The organism is Bacillus timonensis, from assembly GCF_000285535.1.
In the GTDB taxonomy this organism is placed as follows: domain Bacteria; phylum Bacillota; class Bacilli; order Bacillales; family Bacillaceae_L; genus Ferdinandcohnia; species Ferdinandcohnia timonensis.
Genome location: NZ_HE610987.1, coordinates 646,158 through 662,127, shown reverse-complemented (window position 1 = coordinate 662,127; position 15,970 = coordinate 646,158). Strand labels below are relative to the sequence as shown.

Sequence of the window (15,970 nt, the reverse complement as noted above, 5' to 3'; positions counted from 1 at the left end):
GAGAAACGATAAATGATATACCGAAAACAGCTTAATCGATATATCACGCAGCCGAGAAACAATAAATGGTATACCCCAAACGTCAGAAAGAGGTCTACAAATGTAAAAATTTAGGTAATACCGGACAGGCAAACGCCAGAAAAAGGTTCGCAAATGTGAAAAATTAGGAAAAGCTGGACAAGCAAACGTAGGAAAGAGGTCCGCAAATGTAAAGAATTAGGAAGTGCTGGACAAGCAACCATCAGAAAAAACTCCATAAATCGAAAAACCAGGTAACATCGGACAAGCAAACATCAGAACGAAACTCCATAAACCGAAAAACAAAACAAACGAGAACACGAGCAAACGGCAATAAGAAAACCCAAAATGAAAACTAGGATACTTCAAACCCAATAAAGGCTAAATTAAGATCCTTATATTACAAAGCACCTAGTCCCACCACCACCCCCAGCCTAAAACCTCAACCAACTCAAACCAATAAAACTCAATCCTGAAACCTCCAACTCTTTAAATCCGTATGTATATACTATATAAAGCAATATTATAGGGAGGGCAAAAGATGCTAGCCGGATTCATCATATGTTTTCTTGTAGGTTTTTTATGTATCTTCATGGGTTTATTAATTTGGAAGAAGAAGCAGTTGTTTCTTATCGCCGGCTATAATGAAGAAACATATAAAGGAGATAAAGAGAAATTAGCAAAAGCCGTGGGGCTATTTACAATTTTTATTGGTATCCTCACTATGTTATTGCCATTTGGTCTAGAATTTATTAGTGAATGGATAGGACTTCTTTTCGGCTTAATCACAGTAGCTGGTTCAATTGCCCTAATTGTGTTTGTAAATATCCTAAATCAATCCAAATAAACAAATCCCCCACTTGAATGGTGAGGGATCTTTTTATTTATCCTTATCTAAGACTTCTACTTTTTTGCGAGAATCATCGGGGATTTGTTTGTGGAGATGGATGAGTAGAAGTCCTCTTTTATAGCTTGCTTTAATACGTTCTTCTTTTACTGTGTAAGGGAGTTGTATTTCTCTTTCAAATTTTCCTTGAAAGATGCCTTCTTGAATGATATCAAAGCCTTTAAAATTTAAGTTAATTTTTCCTCTTACCTCAAGAGTTTGATGGTTTACAAAAATTTCAACGTCCTCAACTTTTGCTAACCCGGGAAGGCTAAGAACGACTAATAGTTCATTTTCTCCTTGGTAGAGATTGAGCTGAGAATGAGGATTATCGAAAAATGGGGCAAATCCACTCCAGAATTCATCACCGAAAAAATGATCCCACTGCTTTCGCCAATCATTCATATTTTTAAATTGGTCCATTTTCATGGGCTATTATTCCCTCCTCATATGCACAAAATTCCACTAAAGTAGTATATGGGAAATAGGGTAGGGATGTGTCTAAGAAAAAATTCATAAAAATCATGTTTTGAGAGTGTCCTTTGGGGAAAATGTTTAGTACAATGAATACTTTGGTAAGATAAGTGAAGGAACTATTCTTAGGGGGAGTTAATTTGTTATCAAATGCGTATGTCATGGTCCTTATTATTTTAGTGATTAATATTGTATATGTATCCTTTTTTACGATTAGGATGATCTTGACAATGAAAGGACAGCGGTATTTGGCTGCGTTAATTAGCACTGTTGAGGTTGTTATTTATGTAGTAGGTCTTGGTTTAGTGCTAGATAATTTAAACCAGATTCAAAATTTGATTGCGTATGCGGTTGGATACGGAATTGGAGTAATCGTTGGGATGAAAATCGAAGAAAAGCTAGCACTTGGATATATTACTGTAAATGTGATTACAAAGGAATATGAATTGGATTTGCCTAAGCGTTTGCGTGATGAGGGCTATGGAGTTACGACCTGGATGTCTCAAGGAAGGGAAGGCGACAGATTGTCAATGACGATTTTAACTCCACGTAAATATGAGATGAAATTATACAAAACCATTACAGATGTGGATCCGAAAGCATTTGTGATAGCCTCTGAACCGAAATCCATTCATGGCGGCTTCTGGGTAAAAGCTGTAAGGAGAGGGAAGCTTGAATCATGAGTAAACCGAAAAACGTAAATTTGAAGTCCTGGAAAATGAGACGATTGATCAATGTCTTAATCGAATGAAGCAAGAAGGATACTTTCCAGTAAGAAGAATGGAAGAACCTGTTTTTCAGGAGGTTAGGCGTAATGGAGACATTATCGTGGAACCATGTGGTAGAAAGATTGTTTTTGAAGGGAAGTTGCAGTAAAACACGAACATTAAAAATGAATTTTTTGTAAAATGTTCGATATTAATTGACAATCGAATCAAACTGTTGATAAGATTAGGTTAGAAAAATACCTCATATAATCTTGGGAATATGGCCCATAAGTTTCTACCCGATAACCGTAAATTATTGGACTATGAGGGAAAAGTATAATTTTACCTATTCTTGATATAGAATGCTCAGGTAGGATTGCTTTCCCCTTTTTGGAAATCAGTCCTTGGCCTGGGCATTTTTACTTTATTTAAGACAAAAGTGTCGATTAAACGATAGCTAAATAAAGGAGAATTCCCCGGCGAATGCCTCGGATTTTTAAAGGGATTTATTCGAGTGAACTCGTATAAAAATGGGGGCGCAAATACGTCAAGGTGAATTTGATTGATTACAATTTAGGAGGATTTTATGAATCCAGTAGTTGGAGTAATTATGGGAAGTACTTCTGATTGGGAAACGATGAAAGAAGCTTGCATGGTATTAGATGAGATTGGAATTCCTTATGAAAAAAAGGTGGTTTCTGCTCACCGTACACCAGACCTTATGTTTGAGTATGCGGAAAACGCAAAAGGGCGAGGAATTAAGGTAATCATTGCCGGAGCTGGTGGTGCAGCGCATTTACCAGGGATGGTAGCAGCAAAAACGACCTTACCTGTTATCGGGGTTCCCGTTCAATCACGTGCTTTAAACGGCCTCGATTCACTATTGTCAATTGTTCAAATGCCAGGTGGGGTGCCGGTTGCTACAGTTGCGATTGGGAAAGCAGGGGCAACAAATGCAGGATTACTAGCAGCTTCCATTCTTGGAACGTCTAATCCGGAATGGGATCAGAAGCTTGTTGATATAAGAGAAAATAGAAGAATTCAAGTACTAGAAAGTAGTGATGAACTTGAATAATCGAATTTTACCAGGACAAACAATTGGGATTATCGGTGGTGGACAACTTGGGCGAATGATGGCTATTTCAGCAAAGGAAATGGGTTTTTCTGTTGCAGTATTAGATCCGACGCCAAATTCACCATGTGGGCAGGTTGCTGATATCGAAATTACAGCTGATTACGATGATCTTGATGCGATTAAAAAACTTGCAAACGTTAGTGATGTCATTACGTATGAATTTGAAAATATCGATTACGAGGCCTTAACGTGGCTTGAAGAGAATGCAAATTTACCACAGGGAAGTCACTTGTTAAAAATCACTCAGGATCGTGGTACAGAAAAGAGCGCGATTCAGGAGATTGGCTTGCAAGTTGCTCCGTTTGTATTAGTGGAAAGCGAAGAGCAACTGGTTGATGCTATTGAGACAATAGGAGTTCCTTCTGTTTTAAAAACTTGTCGAGGTGGTTATGACGGAAAAGGTCAATTTGTTTTAAAAAAGAAAGAGGATAGGAAAGAGGCAGCAATGCTTCTTAAATCTGGGATGTGTATTTTAGAAGCGTGGGTTCCTTTTCAAAAAGAAGTGTCTGTGATCGTGACAAGAAATCCTGCAGGTGATGCAAAGACATTTCCAGTAGCAGAAAACATTCATGTTGAGAATATCCTTCATCAATCCATTGTACCAGCGAGGATTTCAGAAAAGACAGAAGCTAAAGCAAAAGAGACGGCAATGAAACTTGCTTCAGAATTTCAATTAGTTGGAACATTAGCGGTTGAAATGTTTGTGACAGAAGACGGAGAAATCTACATCAATGAATTGGCGCCACGTCCGCATAACTCTGGTCATTATTCGATTGATGCTTGTGAAACCTCGCAATTTGAGCAGCATGTTCGATCAGTATGCAACTGGCCGCTTGGAGAAACAACACTATTACGACCAGTAGTTATGACAAATATTTTAGGGGAGCATGTTCAGCCATTACTCGAAAAAGTGAACCTTTTATCAAAAGTAAAAGTTCATTTATACGGAAAAAAAGAAGCAAAAATCAAAAGAAAGATGGGACATGTGACAGTTTTAGGAAATACTGTGGAAGAGGCTCTTGAAAAGTCCGATTCTTTACAAATATGGAATGATTCACATTATACCAATTGAGGAGGAAACTACATGATTGAACGATACACACGTGAGGAAATGGGGGCCATCTGGACGGAGGAAAACCGTTTCCGTGCTTGGCTTGAGGTTGAAATTTTAGCATGTGAGGCTTGGGCGGAGCTAGGTGAGATTCCGAAAGAAGATGTCGCCCTTATTCGTAAAAATGCATCCTTTGATGTGAATCGAATTAAAGAAATTGAAGAGGAAACAAGACATGATGTTGTGGCGTTTACGCGTGCCGTTTCAGAAACACTAGGTGATGAAAGAAAATGGGTTCATTACGGATTAACGTCTACGGATGTTGTGGATACAGCTCTATCTTATGTTTTAAAACAAGCCAATGACATTTTACAAAAGGATATTGAACGTTTTATCGAGATATTAGCCGAAAAAGCGAAGGAACATAAATACACGGTGATGATGGGACGTACACATGGTGTTCATGCTGAACCAACGACATTTGGCTTAAAGCTTGCTTTATGGCATGAGGAAATGAAACGTAATCTTGATCGCTTTAAGCTCGCAGCAGATGGTGTTCAATTTGGTAAGATTTCAGGTGCGGTTGGAACATATGCCAATATCGACCCATTTGTTGAAAAGTATGTTTGTGAAAAACTTGGAATCACTCCCGCACCGATTTCAACTCAGACCTTACAGCGTGATCGACATGCAGCCTATATGTCAGCTTTAGCGCTTGTTGCAACTTCGATTGAAAAATTTGCGGTTGAAATTCGTGGCTTACAAAAGAGTGAAACAAGAGAAGTAGAAGAGTTTTTCGCGAAAGGGCAAAAAGGCTCATCTGCAATGCCACACAAACGAAACCCAATTGGGTCAGAGAATATGACAGGTATGGCACGAGTTATTCGTGGCTATATGATGACAGCCTATGAAAATGTTCCACTCTGGCATGAGCGTGATATCTCACATTCCTCTGCAGAGCGCATTATTTTACCAGATGCAACGATTGCGTTGAATTATATGCTTAACCGCTTTGGAAACATAGTGAAGAATTTAACGGTATTCCCAGAAAACATGAAACGCAATATGGACCGTACACTTGGTTTGATTTACTCACAGCGTGTGCTTCTAGCGTTAATTGATTCAGGTTTAACAAGAGAAGAAGCATATGATACGGTGCAGCCTAAGGCAATGGAGGCTTGGGAAAAACAAGTTCCGTTCCGTGGTTTAATTGAGGCTGAGGAAAAATAACAAGCCGTTTAACACCAGCACAAATTGATGATTGCTTTGATTATAACTACCACCTTAAGCATGTTGATATGATATTTGAACGCTTAGGTTTATAAGAGGTCAGTCACCTAATCTGAAACTTTGAGGGGGAGTCCTAAATGGATGTAGCAAAACTTAGTTTGTTGTATGAAGGAAAGGCCAAGAAACTTTACCAAACTGCCGAAGAGTCAATTGTTTTAGTGGAATACAAGGATGATGCAACAGCCTTTAATGGGGAAAAGAAAGCAAAAATCGTTGGAAAGGGCCGCTTGAATAACGAAATTACAAGCATGCTCTTTTCAAAACTTCATGTCGCAGGAATCAGAACACATTTTATCGGGAAGCTTTCGCAAAATGAGCAACTCGTAAAGCATGTATCCATTATTCCGCTTGAGGTTGTTGTACGTAATGTGGTTGCTGGTAGCTTTTCGAAGCGAGTGGGTATTGAAGAAGGAACAAGCTTGGCGAAACCGATTGTAGAATTTTACTATAAAAACGATGAACTTGGTGATCCACTTGTGACAGAGGATCACATCGATGTGCTAGAACTTGCTACAAAAGAACAAGTAACAGAGCTGAAAGTACAGGCGCTTAAGATAAATGAAGTATTGCGTAAAATCTTTTTAGACCTTCAAATCAGATTAGTAGATTTTAAACTAGAATTTGGTGTAACGAAAGACGGAGAGATTATTTTAGCAGATGAAATCTCACCTGATACTTGTCGTTTATGGGATATTGAAACGAATAAAAAATTTGATAAGGATGTATTCCGTAGAGACCTTGGAAACTTGACGGATGCGTATACGGAAATTTTAACCCGACTAGGAGGACAAATTGCATGATGTACAAAGTAAAGGTTTATGTAACATTACGTGAAAGTGTATTAGATCCACAAGGTAGTGCTGTAAAGGGTTCTTTGCATCAATTGAATTATCAGGAAGTTAAAGATGTTCGTATTGGAAAATATATGGAGTTAACGATTGATGAATCTGTAGCAGACCTCGATAAGACGGTTAAAGAAATTTGTGAGAAGCTATTAGCAAACACGGTAATAGAAGATTATCGTTATGAGGTTGAGGAGGTTGTCACACAGTGAAATTTGCCGTAATCGTGTTTCCAGGCTCTAATTGTGATGTTGATATGTTTCATGCCATAAAGGATGCGCTAGGTGAAGAAGTCGAGTATGTATGGCATAATGCAACAAATCTTGATGAGTTCGATGGTATTTTACTTCCAGGAGGATTCTCTTATGGAGATTATCTACGCACTGGGGCACTTGCTCGTTTTTCAAATGTGATGGAAGAAGTAATAAAAGCAGCTGAGGCAGGTAAGCCGGTACTTGGCGTGTGTAATGGATTTCAAATTTTATTAGAAGCAGGACTTTTACCAGGGGCGATGCGTCGTAATGAAAAGTTAAAGTTTATGTGCCGTCCGGTTGAGCTACGCGTTGAAAACAATAAATCGATGTTTACATCTGAATATAAAGCGGGTGAAGTAATCACAGTCCCAATCGCACATGGTGAGGGGAACTATTATTGTGATGAAGAAACACTTGCTAGATTACAAGAAAATAACCAAATTGCATTCACATATAATGGAACAAATCCAAATGGTAGTATTGCAGATATCGCAGGGATTACAAATGAACGAGGAAATGTTCTTGGAATGATGCCTCACCCAGAGAGAGCGGTTGAGGATTTACTAGGTAGTGCAGATGGAATTAAGCTATTTCAATCAATTGTGAAAAATTGGAGGTTAGCAGCACATGTCGTTACTTCTTGAACCAAGTCCGAAACAAATTAAAGAAGAAAAAATATATAGTGAAATGGGTTTAAGTGATTCAGAATTTGAGTTAGTCGAAAAGATCTTAGGTAGACTTCCAAATTATACAGAGACCGGGTTGTTCTCGGTTATGTGGTCTGAGCATTGTAGCTACAAAAACTCAAAGCCTGTGTTACGAAAGTTTCCTGTAACAGGTGAACGCGTTCTTCAAGGGCCTGGTGAAGGTGCAGGAATCGTTGATATCGGTGATAACCAAGCGGTTGTTTTTAAAATTGAAAGTCATAACCATCCTTCAGCAGTTGAACCATATCAAGGGGCAGCAACGGGTGTAGGCGGTATTATCCGTGACGTATTTTCAATGGGAGCTAGACCAATTGCTCTATTAAACTCGCTTCGCTTTGGAGAGCTTACTTCACCAAGAGTAAAGTACTTGTTTGAAGAAGTAGTGGCAGGTATTGCTGGCTACGGAAATTGTATTGGTATTCCTACAGTTGGTGGGGAAATTCAATTTGACGCTTCCTATGAAGGAAATCCTCTTGTTAATGCGATGTGTGTAGGTCTAATCAATCATGAAGATATTCAAAAAGGTCAGGCAAAAGGTGTTGGCAACACTGTCATGTATATCGGCGCGAAAACCGGCCGTGACGGAATCCATGGTGCAACTTTTGCTTCTGAGGAACTTACGGAGGATTCAGATGCAAAGCGTCCTGCAGTACAAGTTGGCGACCCATTTATGGAAAAATTATTGCTTGAAGCTAGTTTAGAGATTATAAAATCAGACGCATTAGTCGGAATTCAAGACATGGGTGCAGCAGGATTAACAAGCTCTTCAGCTGAAATGGCAAGTAAAGCGGGCTCAGGCATCGAGATGAACCTTGACCTTGTACCGCAACGTGAAACAGGAATGACTGGTTATGAAATGATGCTTTCTGAATCACAAGAGCGGATGTTAATTGTTGTAGAAAAAGGTAGAGAGCAAGAAATTCAAGATATCGTAAACAAATATGACCTTGAAGCTGTCGCGATCGGAAAGGTAACAGATGACAAACAATTTCGCCTCGTACACAAAGGTGAAGTTATTGCAGATGTACCAGTTGATGCATTAGCAGAAGATGCTCCTGTCTATCATAAGCCTTCAAGTGAACCTGCTTCCTATCGTGAATTTAAGGAAATGAAAGTTGAAGCACCGAAACTTGAGAATGTTGGGCAAACACTTTTAGACCTACTAGCGCAACCTACCATTGCAAGTAAAGAATGGGTCTATGATCAATATGACTACATGGTTCGTACAAATACAGTTGTAGCTCCAGGATCAGATGCTGCTGTTGTGAGAATCCGTGATACCAAGAAAGCACTTGCGATGACAACAGACTGTAACTCTAGATATCTCTATTTAGATCCTGAGGTTGGTGGCCAAATTGCCGTAAGTGAAGCAGCTAGAAACATTGTTTGCTCCGGTGCCGCACCGCTTGCGATTACAGATAACTTGAACTTCGGAAATCCAGAGAACCCGGAAATTTTTTGGCAAATTGAAAAAGCAGCGGATGGAATTAGTGAGGCTTGCCGAGTTCTGAATACGCCAGTTATTGGTGGAAACGTGTCACTTTACAATGAAACGAACGGGAAAGCCATTTATCCAACACCAGTTATTGGGATGGTTGGGTTGATTGATGACGTTTCTCATATTACAACTCAAGAATTTAAAGAAGCGGGCGACCTAGTCTATTGTATAGGTGAAGCAAAAGAAGAATTTGCAGGAAGTGAACTACAAAAATTAATCCATGGTGAGATTTTTGGCCCGGTTCCTAAACTAGATTTAGAGATTGAAAGAAGAAGACAAAAACAAGTATTAACTGCCATTCGTGCAGGCGTAATTGCTTCTGCCCATGATGTGGCAGAGGGCGGCTTTGCAGTTGCATTAGCGGAAAAAACCTTTGGCGCAAAAGGCTTAGGGGTAAAGGTGTACATTCAAGGGGATGCGGTAACTGAATTATTCAGTGAAACACAGTCTCGTTTTATCGTTTCAGTGAAAAAAGAAAACAAAGAAAAGTTTGAACAGCTTGTAAAGGCAAATCTTGTCGGTGAAGTAACAGGCGATGGAACATTTATCGTCTGCGATCAAACTGGAAAAGAAATGATAAATCTTCCTGTCGATGAACTAAGACGTACATGGAAAGGAGCTATCCCATGCTTGCTGAACTCAAAGGCTTAAATGAGGAATGTGGTGTATTTGGAATTTGGGGACATCCAGACGCAGCCCAAATCACATACTACGGATTACACAGCTTACAGCATCGTGGTCAAGAGGGTGCTGGAATTGTTGTTAGTAATGGTGAAAAGCTTCGAATTGTAAAAGGGGAAGGCCTTGTTAACGAAGTATTTGGAAATGGGGAGCTTGAACAACTACAAGGAAAAGCAGCTATTGGCCATGTTCGTTATGCAACAGCAGGGGGCGGGGGCATTCAAAATGTTCAGCCCCTACTCTTTAATTCTCAAGTAGGTGGGCTTGCAATTGCACATAATGGCAATCTTGTAAATGCAAATGACTTAAAACATCAGCTGGAAAACCAAGGAAGTATTTTTCAAACAACATCTGATACCGAGGTTCTTGCTCACTTAACTAGAAAAAGCGGGTATACAAAAATTAAGGATCGCGTCAAAAATGCATTGTCCATGTTAAAAGGGGCGTATGCTTTCCTCATTATGACAGAAAAGAAAATGATTGTCGCTCTTGATCCAAATGGCCTTCGTCCACTATCACTTGGTAGACTCGGAGATGCTTGGGTAGTAGCTTCTGAGACTTGTGCATTTGATATTGTAGGTGCAACTTTCGAAAGAGATGTGGAGCCAGGAGAGTTACTTGTGATCAATGATGAAGGCATCCATTCTGAGCGTTTTTCATTAACGACAAATCCTGCAATGTGCAGCATGGAATATATTTATTTTTCACGTCCTGATAGCAATATTAACGGAATCAATGTTCATACGGCTCGTAAAAATTTAGGCAAACAGCTTGCGCTTGAAGCGCCAATTGAAGCCGATGTAATAACAGGTGTGCCTGACTCAAGTATTTCAGCGGCCATTGGGTATGCAGAAGAATCAGGCATTCCGTATGAGCTTGGACTTATAAAAAATCGGTATGTTGGAAGAACATTTATTCAACCTTCTCAATCTTTACGGGAGCAAGGGGTAAAAATGAAGCTTTCCCCTGTTCGTGGTGTGGTTGAAGGGAAGCGTGTGGTTATGGTTGATGATTCAATCGTACGCGGTACAACTAGCCGTCGAATTGTGAACATGCTACGAGATGCTGGTGCAACGGAAGTGCACGTGTGTATTAGTTCACCGCCAATAAAGAATCCATGCTTCTACGGAATTGATACTTCTACACATGAGGAATTAATTGCTTCCTCACACTCAGTGGAGGAAATTCGCCAAATCATTGGAGCAGATTCATTAACATTTTTAAGCCCGGAAGGTTTAGTAAAGGCAATTGGAAGACCGTTTGAAGGGGAAACGCGTGGGCAATGTATGGCTTGTTTTACAGGAAAATATCCAACAGAGATATTCCCAGACACGGTATTGCCACATGAAAAAGTATTCAGCTAAAATTAAGGAGTGTTAATAAGAATGGCAAATGCTTATAAGCAAGCTGGAGTAGACATTGAGGCAGGCTATGAGGCTGTTTCCAGAATGAAAAAGCATGTCGCAAAAACAATTCGCCCCGAAGTGATGGGTGGACTCGGCAGTTTTGGTGGAATGTTTGACCTTTCAAAGGTAAACGTAAAAGAGCCTGTTCTAGTTTCGGGTACTGATGGTGTGGGTACGAAGCTGATGTTAGCTTTTATGATGGATAAACATGACACAATTGGAATCGATGCTGTTGCAATGTGTGTGAATGATATTGTCGTTCAAGGCGCTGAGCCTTTATACTTTTTAGATTATATTGCTTGTGGGAAAGCACAGCCTGAAAAAATCGAACAAATTGTAAAAGGGATTGCAGATGGCTGTGAACAAGCAGGCTGTGCCTTAATTGGTGGTGAGACCGCTGAAATGCCAGGAATGTATAATGAAGATGAATATGACCTTGCTGGCTTTTCAGTTGGAGTTGCTGAAAAATCAAAGCTTGTAACAGGGACTTCCATTAAGGCTGGAGATGTTTTAATTGGGCTTTCCTCTAGCGGAATTCACAGTAATGGGTATTCACTTGTTCGTAAGGTGCTACTTGAGGATGGTGGATTAGACCTTAAAGAAACGTACGGAGAAATCGGCCGTTCATTAGGTGAAGAACTTCTTCAGCCGACAAAAATCTATGTGAAGTCTCTAATAAAGGCGATGGAAAAGTTTGAAATAAAAGGCATGTCCCATATTACGGGTGGGGGCTTTATTGAAAATATTCCTCGTATGCTTCCAGAAGGTGTTGGTGCGGAAATCGATTATGGATCATGGCCAATTCCACCAATCTTTGATTTACTTCAAGCGACCGGAAATCTTGAGCGTAAAGAAATGTTTAATATTTTTAATATGGGAATCGGGATGGTCCTTGCTGTAGACGAAGCATTCCTACATGGTGTGATCGAACTTCTTGAAGAAGAAGGAGAAAAGGCGTATATTATTGGACGTATTAAAAACGGAAATGGTGTAACCTTTGGTGGAGGATCGCTTGTATGAAAAAAATAGCTGTCTTTGCATCCGGAAGTGGCACAAACTTTCAAGCGATTGTTGACTCAATTAAAGAAGGAAGACTTGCAGCGGAAATCGAATTGCTAGTTTGTGATAAGCCGGGTGCTAAAGTCGTAGAGCGAGCTTCAAAGGAATGGGTAGATACCTTTGTGTTTTCACCGAAAGAATATCCAGAAAAGTCATTTTTTGAGGCGGAAATTGTAGAGGCACTACAGGCTAAGAATGTGGATTTAATTGTACTAGCTGGGTATATGCGATTAATTGGCGATACCTTACTTAAGGCATATCGAAATAAAATTGTAAACATCCATCCTTCTTTATTGCCAGCATTTCCGGGTAAGGATGCGATTGGTCAGGCATTTCGAGCAGGTGTGAATACGACCGGTGTTACGATTCATTATGTGGACGAAGGAATGGATACAGGCCCAATCATTGCACAACGAGAGCTAACGATTGAAACAGGCGATACACTAGATAGCATCGAAGAAAAAGTACATCAAATCGAACATGAATTTTATCCACAGATTTTACAATCACTTGTAACAACAAAGAGTAAAAATTCAACAACAATAGGGAGCGATTTAAAGTGACAATCAAACGTGCACTAGTCAGTGTTTCAGATAAACAAGGACTTGTTCCATTTGTAAAAGGATTAATTGAAAACGGAGTTGAAGTCATTTCAACGGGTGGTACAAAGCGGACACTCGAGGAAGCTGGCCTTTCTGTTATTGGAATTTCTGAGGTGACAGGCTTTCCAGAAATCATGGATGGACGTGTAAAAACTCTTCACCCCAATATTCACGGTGGATTACTTGCGGTTCGAGAAAACGAAGAGCATGTAAAACAGCTTCAAGAACATAATATAACGCCAATCGATTTGGTTGTTGTAAACCTTTATCCATTCCAACAAACAATTGCAAATCCTGACGTTCAGTTTGCGGATGCCATTGAAAATATCGATATCGGTGGACCTTCAATGCTTCGCTCTGCGGCAAAAAACCACAAGTATGTAACAGTAGTTGTTGACCCACAGGATTACGCTACTGTCTTAGCAGAGATTGCTGAAAAAGGTGAAGTTACAGCTGAAACAAAACTTCGTTTAGGTGCGAAGGTTTTCCGTCACACTGCAGCATACGATGCTGTTATCGCAGAATTCTTAACACGTGCAGCGGGTGAGGAAAGTCCAGAATCATTAACAGTAACGTATGAGAAGAAACAAGACCTTCGTTATGGAGAAAACCCCCATCAAAAGGCTGCTTTCTATAAAAAGCCATTAGGGACAGTGTTATCAATTGCGTCAGCTACTCAATTACACGGAAAAGAATTATCCTACAATAATATCAATGATGCAGATGCTGCTCTTCAAATTGTTAAGGAATTCAAAGAGCCAGCAGCGGTTGCTGTTAAGCATATGAATCCTTGTGGTGTAGGAGTTGGCGCATCCTTAGAAGAAGCTTATCAAAAAGCATTTGAAGCGGATTCTACCTCTATTTTTGGTGGAATTATCGCGGTTAACCGAGAAGTTGATGCGCAAACTGCACATAAAATGCGTGAAATTTTCCTTGAAATTATTATTGCACCATCATTTAGTAAAGAAGCATTCGAAATTCTTTCTTCAAAGAAAAACCTACGTTTATTGACTGTTGATTTTTCAGATGACGAAAAGGTTGAAAAGAAGCTTGTATCCGTTCGTGGAGGATTACTTGTTCAAGATGAGGATTCATACAGCTTAGACAATGCAACTATCTCCATTCCGACAAAGCGTGAACCAACTGAGCAAGAATGGGCTGATTTAAAGCTTGGCTGGAAGGTTGTTAAACACGTTAAATCTAACGCAATTGTGTTAACAAAAGATGATATGACAATTGGTATTGGCGCAGGTCAAATGAACCGTGTAGGCTCAGCTAACATCGCAATCAATCAAGCAGGTGAAAAGGCGAAAGGTTCTGCTCTAGCTTCAGATGCTTTCTTCCCAATGGGTGATACAGTTGAAGCGGCAGCAAAAGCGGGCATCACAGCAATTATCCAACCTGGTGGATCTATTCGTGACGAAGAATCCATTCAAAAAGCTGACGAGTACGGAATTGCAATGGTCTTCACCGGAGTACGTCATTTTAAACACTAATTAGGAAAGGCTCAAGCGCCTTGCAATTTGAACGTCTACTTTTGACCTCGAGGGGCTCGGTGCTGGAGCTAGACATCGTATATTTGAAATCAATCAAATTCGTTTGATGAGGTGAAAAAATGAAAGTACTAGTAATTGGTCGCGGTGGTCGTGAGCATACACTTGCCTGGAAGGTTTCCCAAAGCTCCAAGGTAGAAACAGTGTATGTTGCACCAGGAAATCCTGGCATGCAAGATATCGCAACAGTAATCAACATCGCCGAAAATGACTTTGACCGTTTAATTGAATTTGCAAAGGAAGAACAAATTGATCTCACTCTTGTTGGTCCTGAAGTTCCATTAATCAATGGTATCGTGAATCGTTTTCAAAAAGAGGGCTTAGCCGTTTTTGGTCCATCAAAGGAAGCTGCACTACTTGAAGGCAGTAAGTCATTTGCAAAAGAAATTATGAAGAAATACAATATCCCAACTGCAGAATACGAAACATTCACATCCTATGAAGAAGCAAAACAGTACATCCTAGAAAAAGGTGCACCCATCGTAATCAAAGCGGACGGACTTGCAGCTGGAAAAGGTGTTACAGTTGCTCTTAATTTAGATGAAGCCTTAACAAGTGTTTATGACATGTTGGAGGCGAATAAATTCGGCGAAGCAAGTGCGCAGGTTGTTATCGAAGAGTTTCTTGAAGGGGAAGAATTCTCATTAATGGCTTTTGTGGATGGAAAAACTGCCTATCCGATGGTGATTTCCCAAGACCATAAGCGTGCTTTTGACAATGACGAAGGTCCTAATACTGGTGGAATGGGGGCTTATTCTCCAGTTCCACAAGTTTCAGAGATGGCCGTCCAAACAGCGATTGAAACCATCATTAATCCAACTGTTAAAGCGATGGAAGCTGAGGGAAGACAATTTACCGGCGTTCTTTATGCGGGATTAATTTTAACGGCTAATGGACCTAAGGTGATTGAATACAATGCTCGCTTTGGCGACCCTGAAACACAAGTTGTTCTTCCTCGTTTAAAAACCGATTTTATCGAAGTTATTGAAGGGCTACTTGATCAAAAGGAGATTGTCCTTGAGTGGTCAAACAATGTGACTCTTGGTGTTGTATTTGCATCAAAAGGGTATCCAGAAAGCTATGAAAAAGGGGCAGTCATCGAAGGCCTTGGTAACTTAGACGAAAAAGTCACAGTCTTTCATGCAGGAACAGATATGGTGAACAAACAATTTGTTACGAATGGTGGAAGGGTGCTAACCATAGTAGCAAGTGGAGAAAGTCTTGAAGAAGCACAAAACCTTGTCTACCAAGAAGCGAAAAAAATACAATGTACTAACCTATTTTATCGAAAAGATATTGGGAAAAAAGCGATTACGTATAACGCAACTATTAAGAATAAAGCGCAATTCGTTTAATTAGTACAACCAGAGTAAAACGCAATCAACCAATTTACATGTAAAAAGGTAAGAGGGATTCCCTCTTACCTTTTTTATGATGGATTAACTGGAGGAAGCTCCTTTAGAGTAGCTGGTTCTTCTTGTTTTCTTTCGACGTATTCATTAAACAGAGCCGTAAGTGGACAGAAGCGAGTTATCCCCTCAGCTACCTTCATTCCCCCAAGCATTGCTACTACAATAAAGCTTTCACGCCAAGGGCGTTTCACCATTTTTGCTGTAGCCCAAGCAAGCATTGTAAACCCACATGTAATGCGGATTAATGCATTAATCATGCCGATATTTGGTTTCATACTTTTACCCCCGTTTACATCTTTACGTAAGCTAATATATAGTTAAAAATTTTTACAAATTTTCACAAAGTCTTTAATGCAGTAAACCGATTAATATGGTACTATAATGTAAAGCGCTTC

Annotated in this window: 16 protein-coding genes, 1 pseudogene and 1 riboswitch; of the genes and pseudogenes, 15 read left to right on the top strand and 2 right to left on the bottom strand. The window is 39.9% G+C overall.

Annotated features, from left to right (window positions below):
- Nucleotides 1–559 precede the first annotated feature (559 nt).
- Entirely contained in the window at nucleotides 560–865 is a 306-nt protein-coding gene (locus tag BTHG_RS17555; protein ID WP_010678046.1) for a DUF3784 domain-containing protein, read from the top strand.
- Between the two features lie 33 nt (nucleotides 866–898).
- Here BTHG_RS17555 and BTHG_RS17550 read toward each other — a convergent pair whose 3' ends face one another.
- Nucleotides 899–1,333 (bottom strand): Hsp20/alpha crystallin family protein, encoded by a 435-nt coding sequence (locus tag BTHG_RS17550; protein WP_010678045.1) that lies wholly within the window; start codon nucleotides 1,331–1,333, stop codon nucleotides 899–901.
- Between the two features lie 185 nt (nucleotides 1,334–1,518).
- Here BTHG_RS17550 and BTHG_RS17545 point away from each other — a divergent pair, with 185 nt between their 5' ends.
- From BTHG_RS17545 to purD, 14 genes and pseudogenes are all read left to right on the top strand, one after another.
- On the top strand, nucleotides 1,519–2,061 hold the full coding sequence (locus BTHG_RS17545; RefSeq protein WP_010678044.1) for a DUF2179 domain-containing protein: 543 nt from the start codon (nucleotides 1,519–1,521) through the stop codon (nucleotides 2,059–2,061).
- 28 nt (nucleotides 2,062–2,089) lie between these two features.
- Nucleotides 2,090–2,254: an NETI motif-containing protein gene (locus BTHG_RS26345; RefSeq protein WP_083849178.1), complete on the top strand. Its 165-nt coding sequence runs from the start codon at nucleotides 2,090–2,092 to the stop codon at nucleotides 2,252–2,254.
- A gap of 73 nt (nucleotides 2,255–2,327) precedes the next feature.
- Nucleotides 2,328–2,429: riboswitch (purine riboswitch) on the top strand.
- A 242-nt stretch (nucleotides 2,430–2,671) separates the two neighbouring features.
- Complete coding sequence (purE, locus tag BTHG_RS17535) at nucleotides 2,672–3,160, top strand: 5-(carboxyamino)imidazole ribonucleotide mutase (RefSeq protein WP_010678042.1); 489 nt, start codon at nucleotides 2,672–2,674, stop codon at nucleotides 3,158–3,160.
- Nucleotides 3,147–4,292: a 5-(carboxyamino)imidazole ribonucleotide synthase gene (gene purK / locus BTHG_RS17530; protein WP_408605282.1), complete on the top strand. Its 1,146-nt coding sequence runs from the start codon at nucleotides 3,147–3,149 to the stop codon at nucleotides 4,290–4,292. Before purE ends, purK begins: the two co-directional genes overlap by 14 nt.
- A gap of 12 nt (nucleotides 4,293–4,304) precedes the next feature.
- A pseudogene (purB, locus tag BTHG_RS25250) lies at nucleotides 4,305–5,596 on the top strand (adenylosuccinate lyase).
- A 42-nt stretch (nucleotides 5,597–5,638) separates the two neighbouring features.
- The gene (gene purC, locus BTHG_RS17520; protein ID WP_010678039.1) at nucleotides 5,639–6,361 is read left to right on the top strand and encodes a phosphoribosylaminoimidazolesuccinocarboxamide synthase; all 723 of its coding nucleotides are present in this window, start codon (nucleotides 5,639–5,641) and stop codon (nucleotides 6,359–6,361) included.
- The gene (gene purS / locus BTHG_RS17515; RefSeq protein WP_010678038.1) at nucleotides 6,361–6,615 is read left to right on the top strand and encodes a phosphoribosylformylglycinamidine synthase subunit PurS; all 255 of its coding nucleotides are present in this window, start codon (nucleotides 6,361–6,363) and stop codon (nucleotides 6,613–6,615) included. Before purC ends, purS begins: the two co-directional genes overlap by 1 nt.
- Nucleotides 6,612–7,301: a phosphoribosylformylglycinamidine synthase subunit PurQ gene (gene purQ / locus BTHG_RS17510; protein ID WP_010678037.1), complete on the top strand. Its 690-nt coding sequence runs from the start codon at nucleotides 6,612–6,614 to the stop codon at nucleotides 7,299–7,301. The genes purS and purQ overlap by 4 nt, the downstream gene beginning before the upstream one ends.
- Complete coding sequence (purL, locus tag BTHG_RS17505) at nucleotides 7,285–9,513, top strand: phosphoribosylformylglycinamidine synthase subunit PurL (RefSeq protein WP_010678036.1); 2,229 nt, start codon at nucleotides 7,285–7,287, stop codon at nucleotides 9,511–9,513. The genes purQ and purL overlap by 17 nt, the downstream gene beginning before the upstream one ends.
- Nucleotides 9,489–10,907 carry an amidophosphoribosyltransferase gene (gene purF, locus BTHG_RS17500; RefSeq protein WP_010678035.1) on the top strand — a complete coding sequence of 473 codons (1,419 nt, stop codon included), beginning with the start codon at nucleotides 9,489–9,491 and terminating at the stop codon, nucleotides 10,905–10,907. Before purL ends, purF begins: the two co-directional genes overlap by 25 nt.
- 21 nt (nucleotides 10,908–10,928) lie before the next feature.
- A complete protein-coding gene (gene purM / locus BTHG_RS17495; protein WP_010678034.1) occupies nucleotides 10,929–11,969 on the top strand; it encodes a phosphoribosylformylglycinamidine cyclo-ligase in 1,041 nt (346 codons plus the stop codon).
- Nucleotides 11,966–12,571 carry a phosphoribosylglycinamide formyltransferase gene (purN, locus tag BTHG_RS17490; protein ID WP_010678033.1) on the top strand — a complete coding sequence of 202 codons (606 nt, stop codon included), beginning with the start codon at nucleotides 11,966–11,968 and terminating at the stop codon, nucleotides 12,569–12,571. The genes purM and purN overlap by 4 nt, the downstream gene beginning before the upstream one ends.
- Nucleotides 12,568–14,106: a bifunctional phosphoribosylaminoimidazolecarboxamide formyltransferase/IMP cyclohydrolase gene (purH, locus tag BTHG_RS17485; protein ID WP_010678032.1), complete on the top strand. Its 1,539-nt coding sequence runs from the start codon at nucleotides 12,568–12,570 to the stop codon at nucleotides 14,104–14,106. The genes purN and purH overlap by 4 nt, the downstream gene beginning before the upstream one ends.
- 119 nt (nucleotides 14,107–14,225) lie before the next feature.
- Nucleotides 14,226–15,518 (top strand): phosphoribosylamine--glycine ligase, encoded by a 1,293-nt coding sequence (purD, locus tag BTHG_RS17480; protein WP_010678031.1) that lies wholly within the window; start codon nucleotides 14,226–14,228, stop codon nucleotides 15,516–15,518.
- Between the two features lie 74 nt (nucleotides 15,519–15,592).
- Here purD and BTHG_RS17475 read toward each other — a convergent pair whose 3' ends face one another.
- Nucleotides 15,593–15,850: a YgaP family membrane protein gene (locus BTHG_RS17475; RefSeq protein WP_010678030.1), complete on the bottom strand. Its 258-nt coding sequence runs from the start codon at nucleotides 15,848–15,850 to the stop codon at nucleotides 15,593–15,595.
- Nucleotides 15,851–15,970: the final 120 nt, after the last annotated feature.

Coding starts and splice junctions, on each gene's coding strand:
- BTHG_RS17555 (WP_010678046.1), top strand. CDS start 560: ATGCTAGCCGGATTCATCATATGTTTTCTTGTAGGTTTTTTATGTATC.
- BTHG_RS17550 (WP_010678045.1), bottom strand. CDS start 1,333: ATGAAAATGGACCAATTTAAAAATATGAATGATTGGCGAAAGCAGTGG.
- purE (WP_010678042.1), top strand. CDS start 2,672: ATGAATCCAGTAGTTGGAGTAATTATGGGAAGTACTTCTGATTGGGAA.
- purK (WP_408605282.1), top strand. CDS start 3,147: ATGAACTTGAATAATCGAATTTTACCAGGACAAACAATTGGGATTATC.
- purC (WP_010678039.1), top strand. CDS start 5,639: ATGGATGTAGCAAAACTTAGTTTGTTGTATGAAGGAAAGGCCAAGAAA.
- purS (WP_010678038.1), top strand. CDS start 6,361: ATGTACAAAGTAAAGGTTTATGTAACATTACGTGAAAGTGTATTAGAT.
- purL (WP_010678036.1), top strand. CDS start 7,285: ATGTCGTTACTTCTTGAACCAAGTCCGAAACAAATTAAAGAAGAAAAA.
- purF (WP_010678035.1), top strand. CDS start 9,489: ATGCTTGCTGAACTCAAAGGCTTAAATGAGGAATGTGGTGTATTTGGA.
- purM (WP_010678034.1), top strand. CDS start 10,929: ATGGCAAATGCTTATAAGCAAGCTGGAGTAGACATTGAGGCAGGCTAT.
- purN (WP_010678033.1), top strand. CDS start 11,966: ATGAAAAAAATAGCTGTCTTTGCATCCGGAAGTGGCACAAACTTTCAA.
- purD (WP_010678031.1), top strand. CDS start 14,226: ATGAAAGTACTAGTAATTGGTCGCGGTGGTCGTGAGCATACACTTGCC.
- BTHG_RS17475 (WP_010678030.1), bottom strand. CDS start 15,850: ATGAAACCAAATATCGGCATGATTAATGCATTAATCCGCATTACATGT.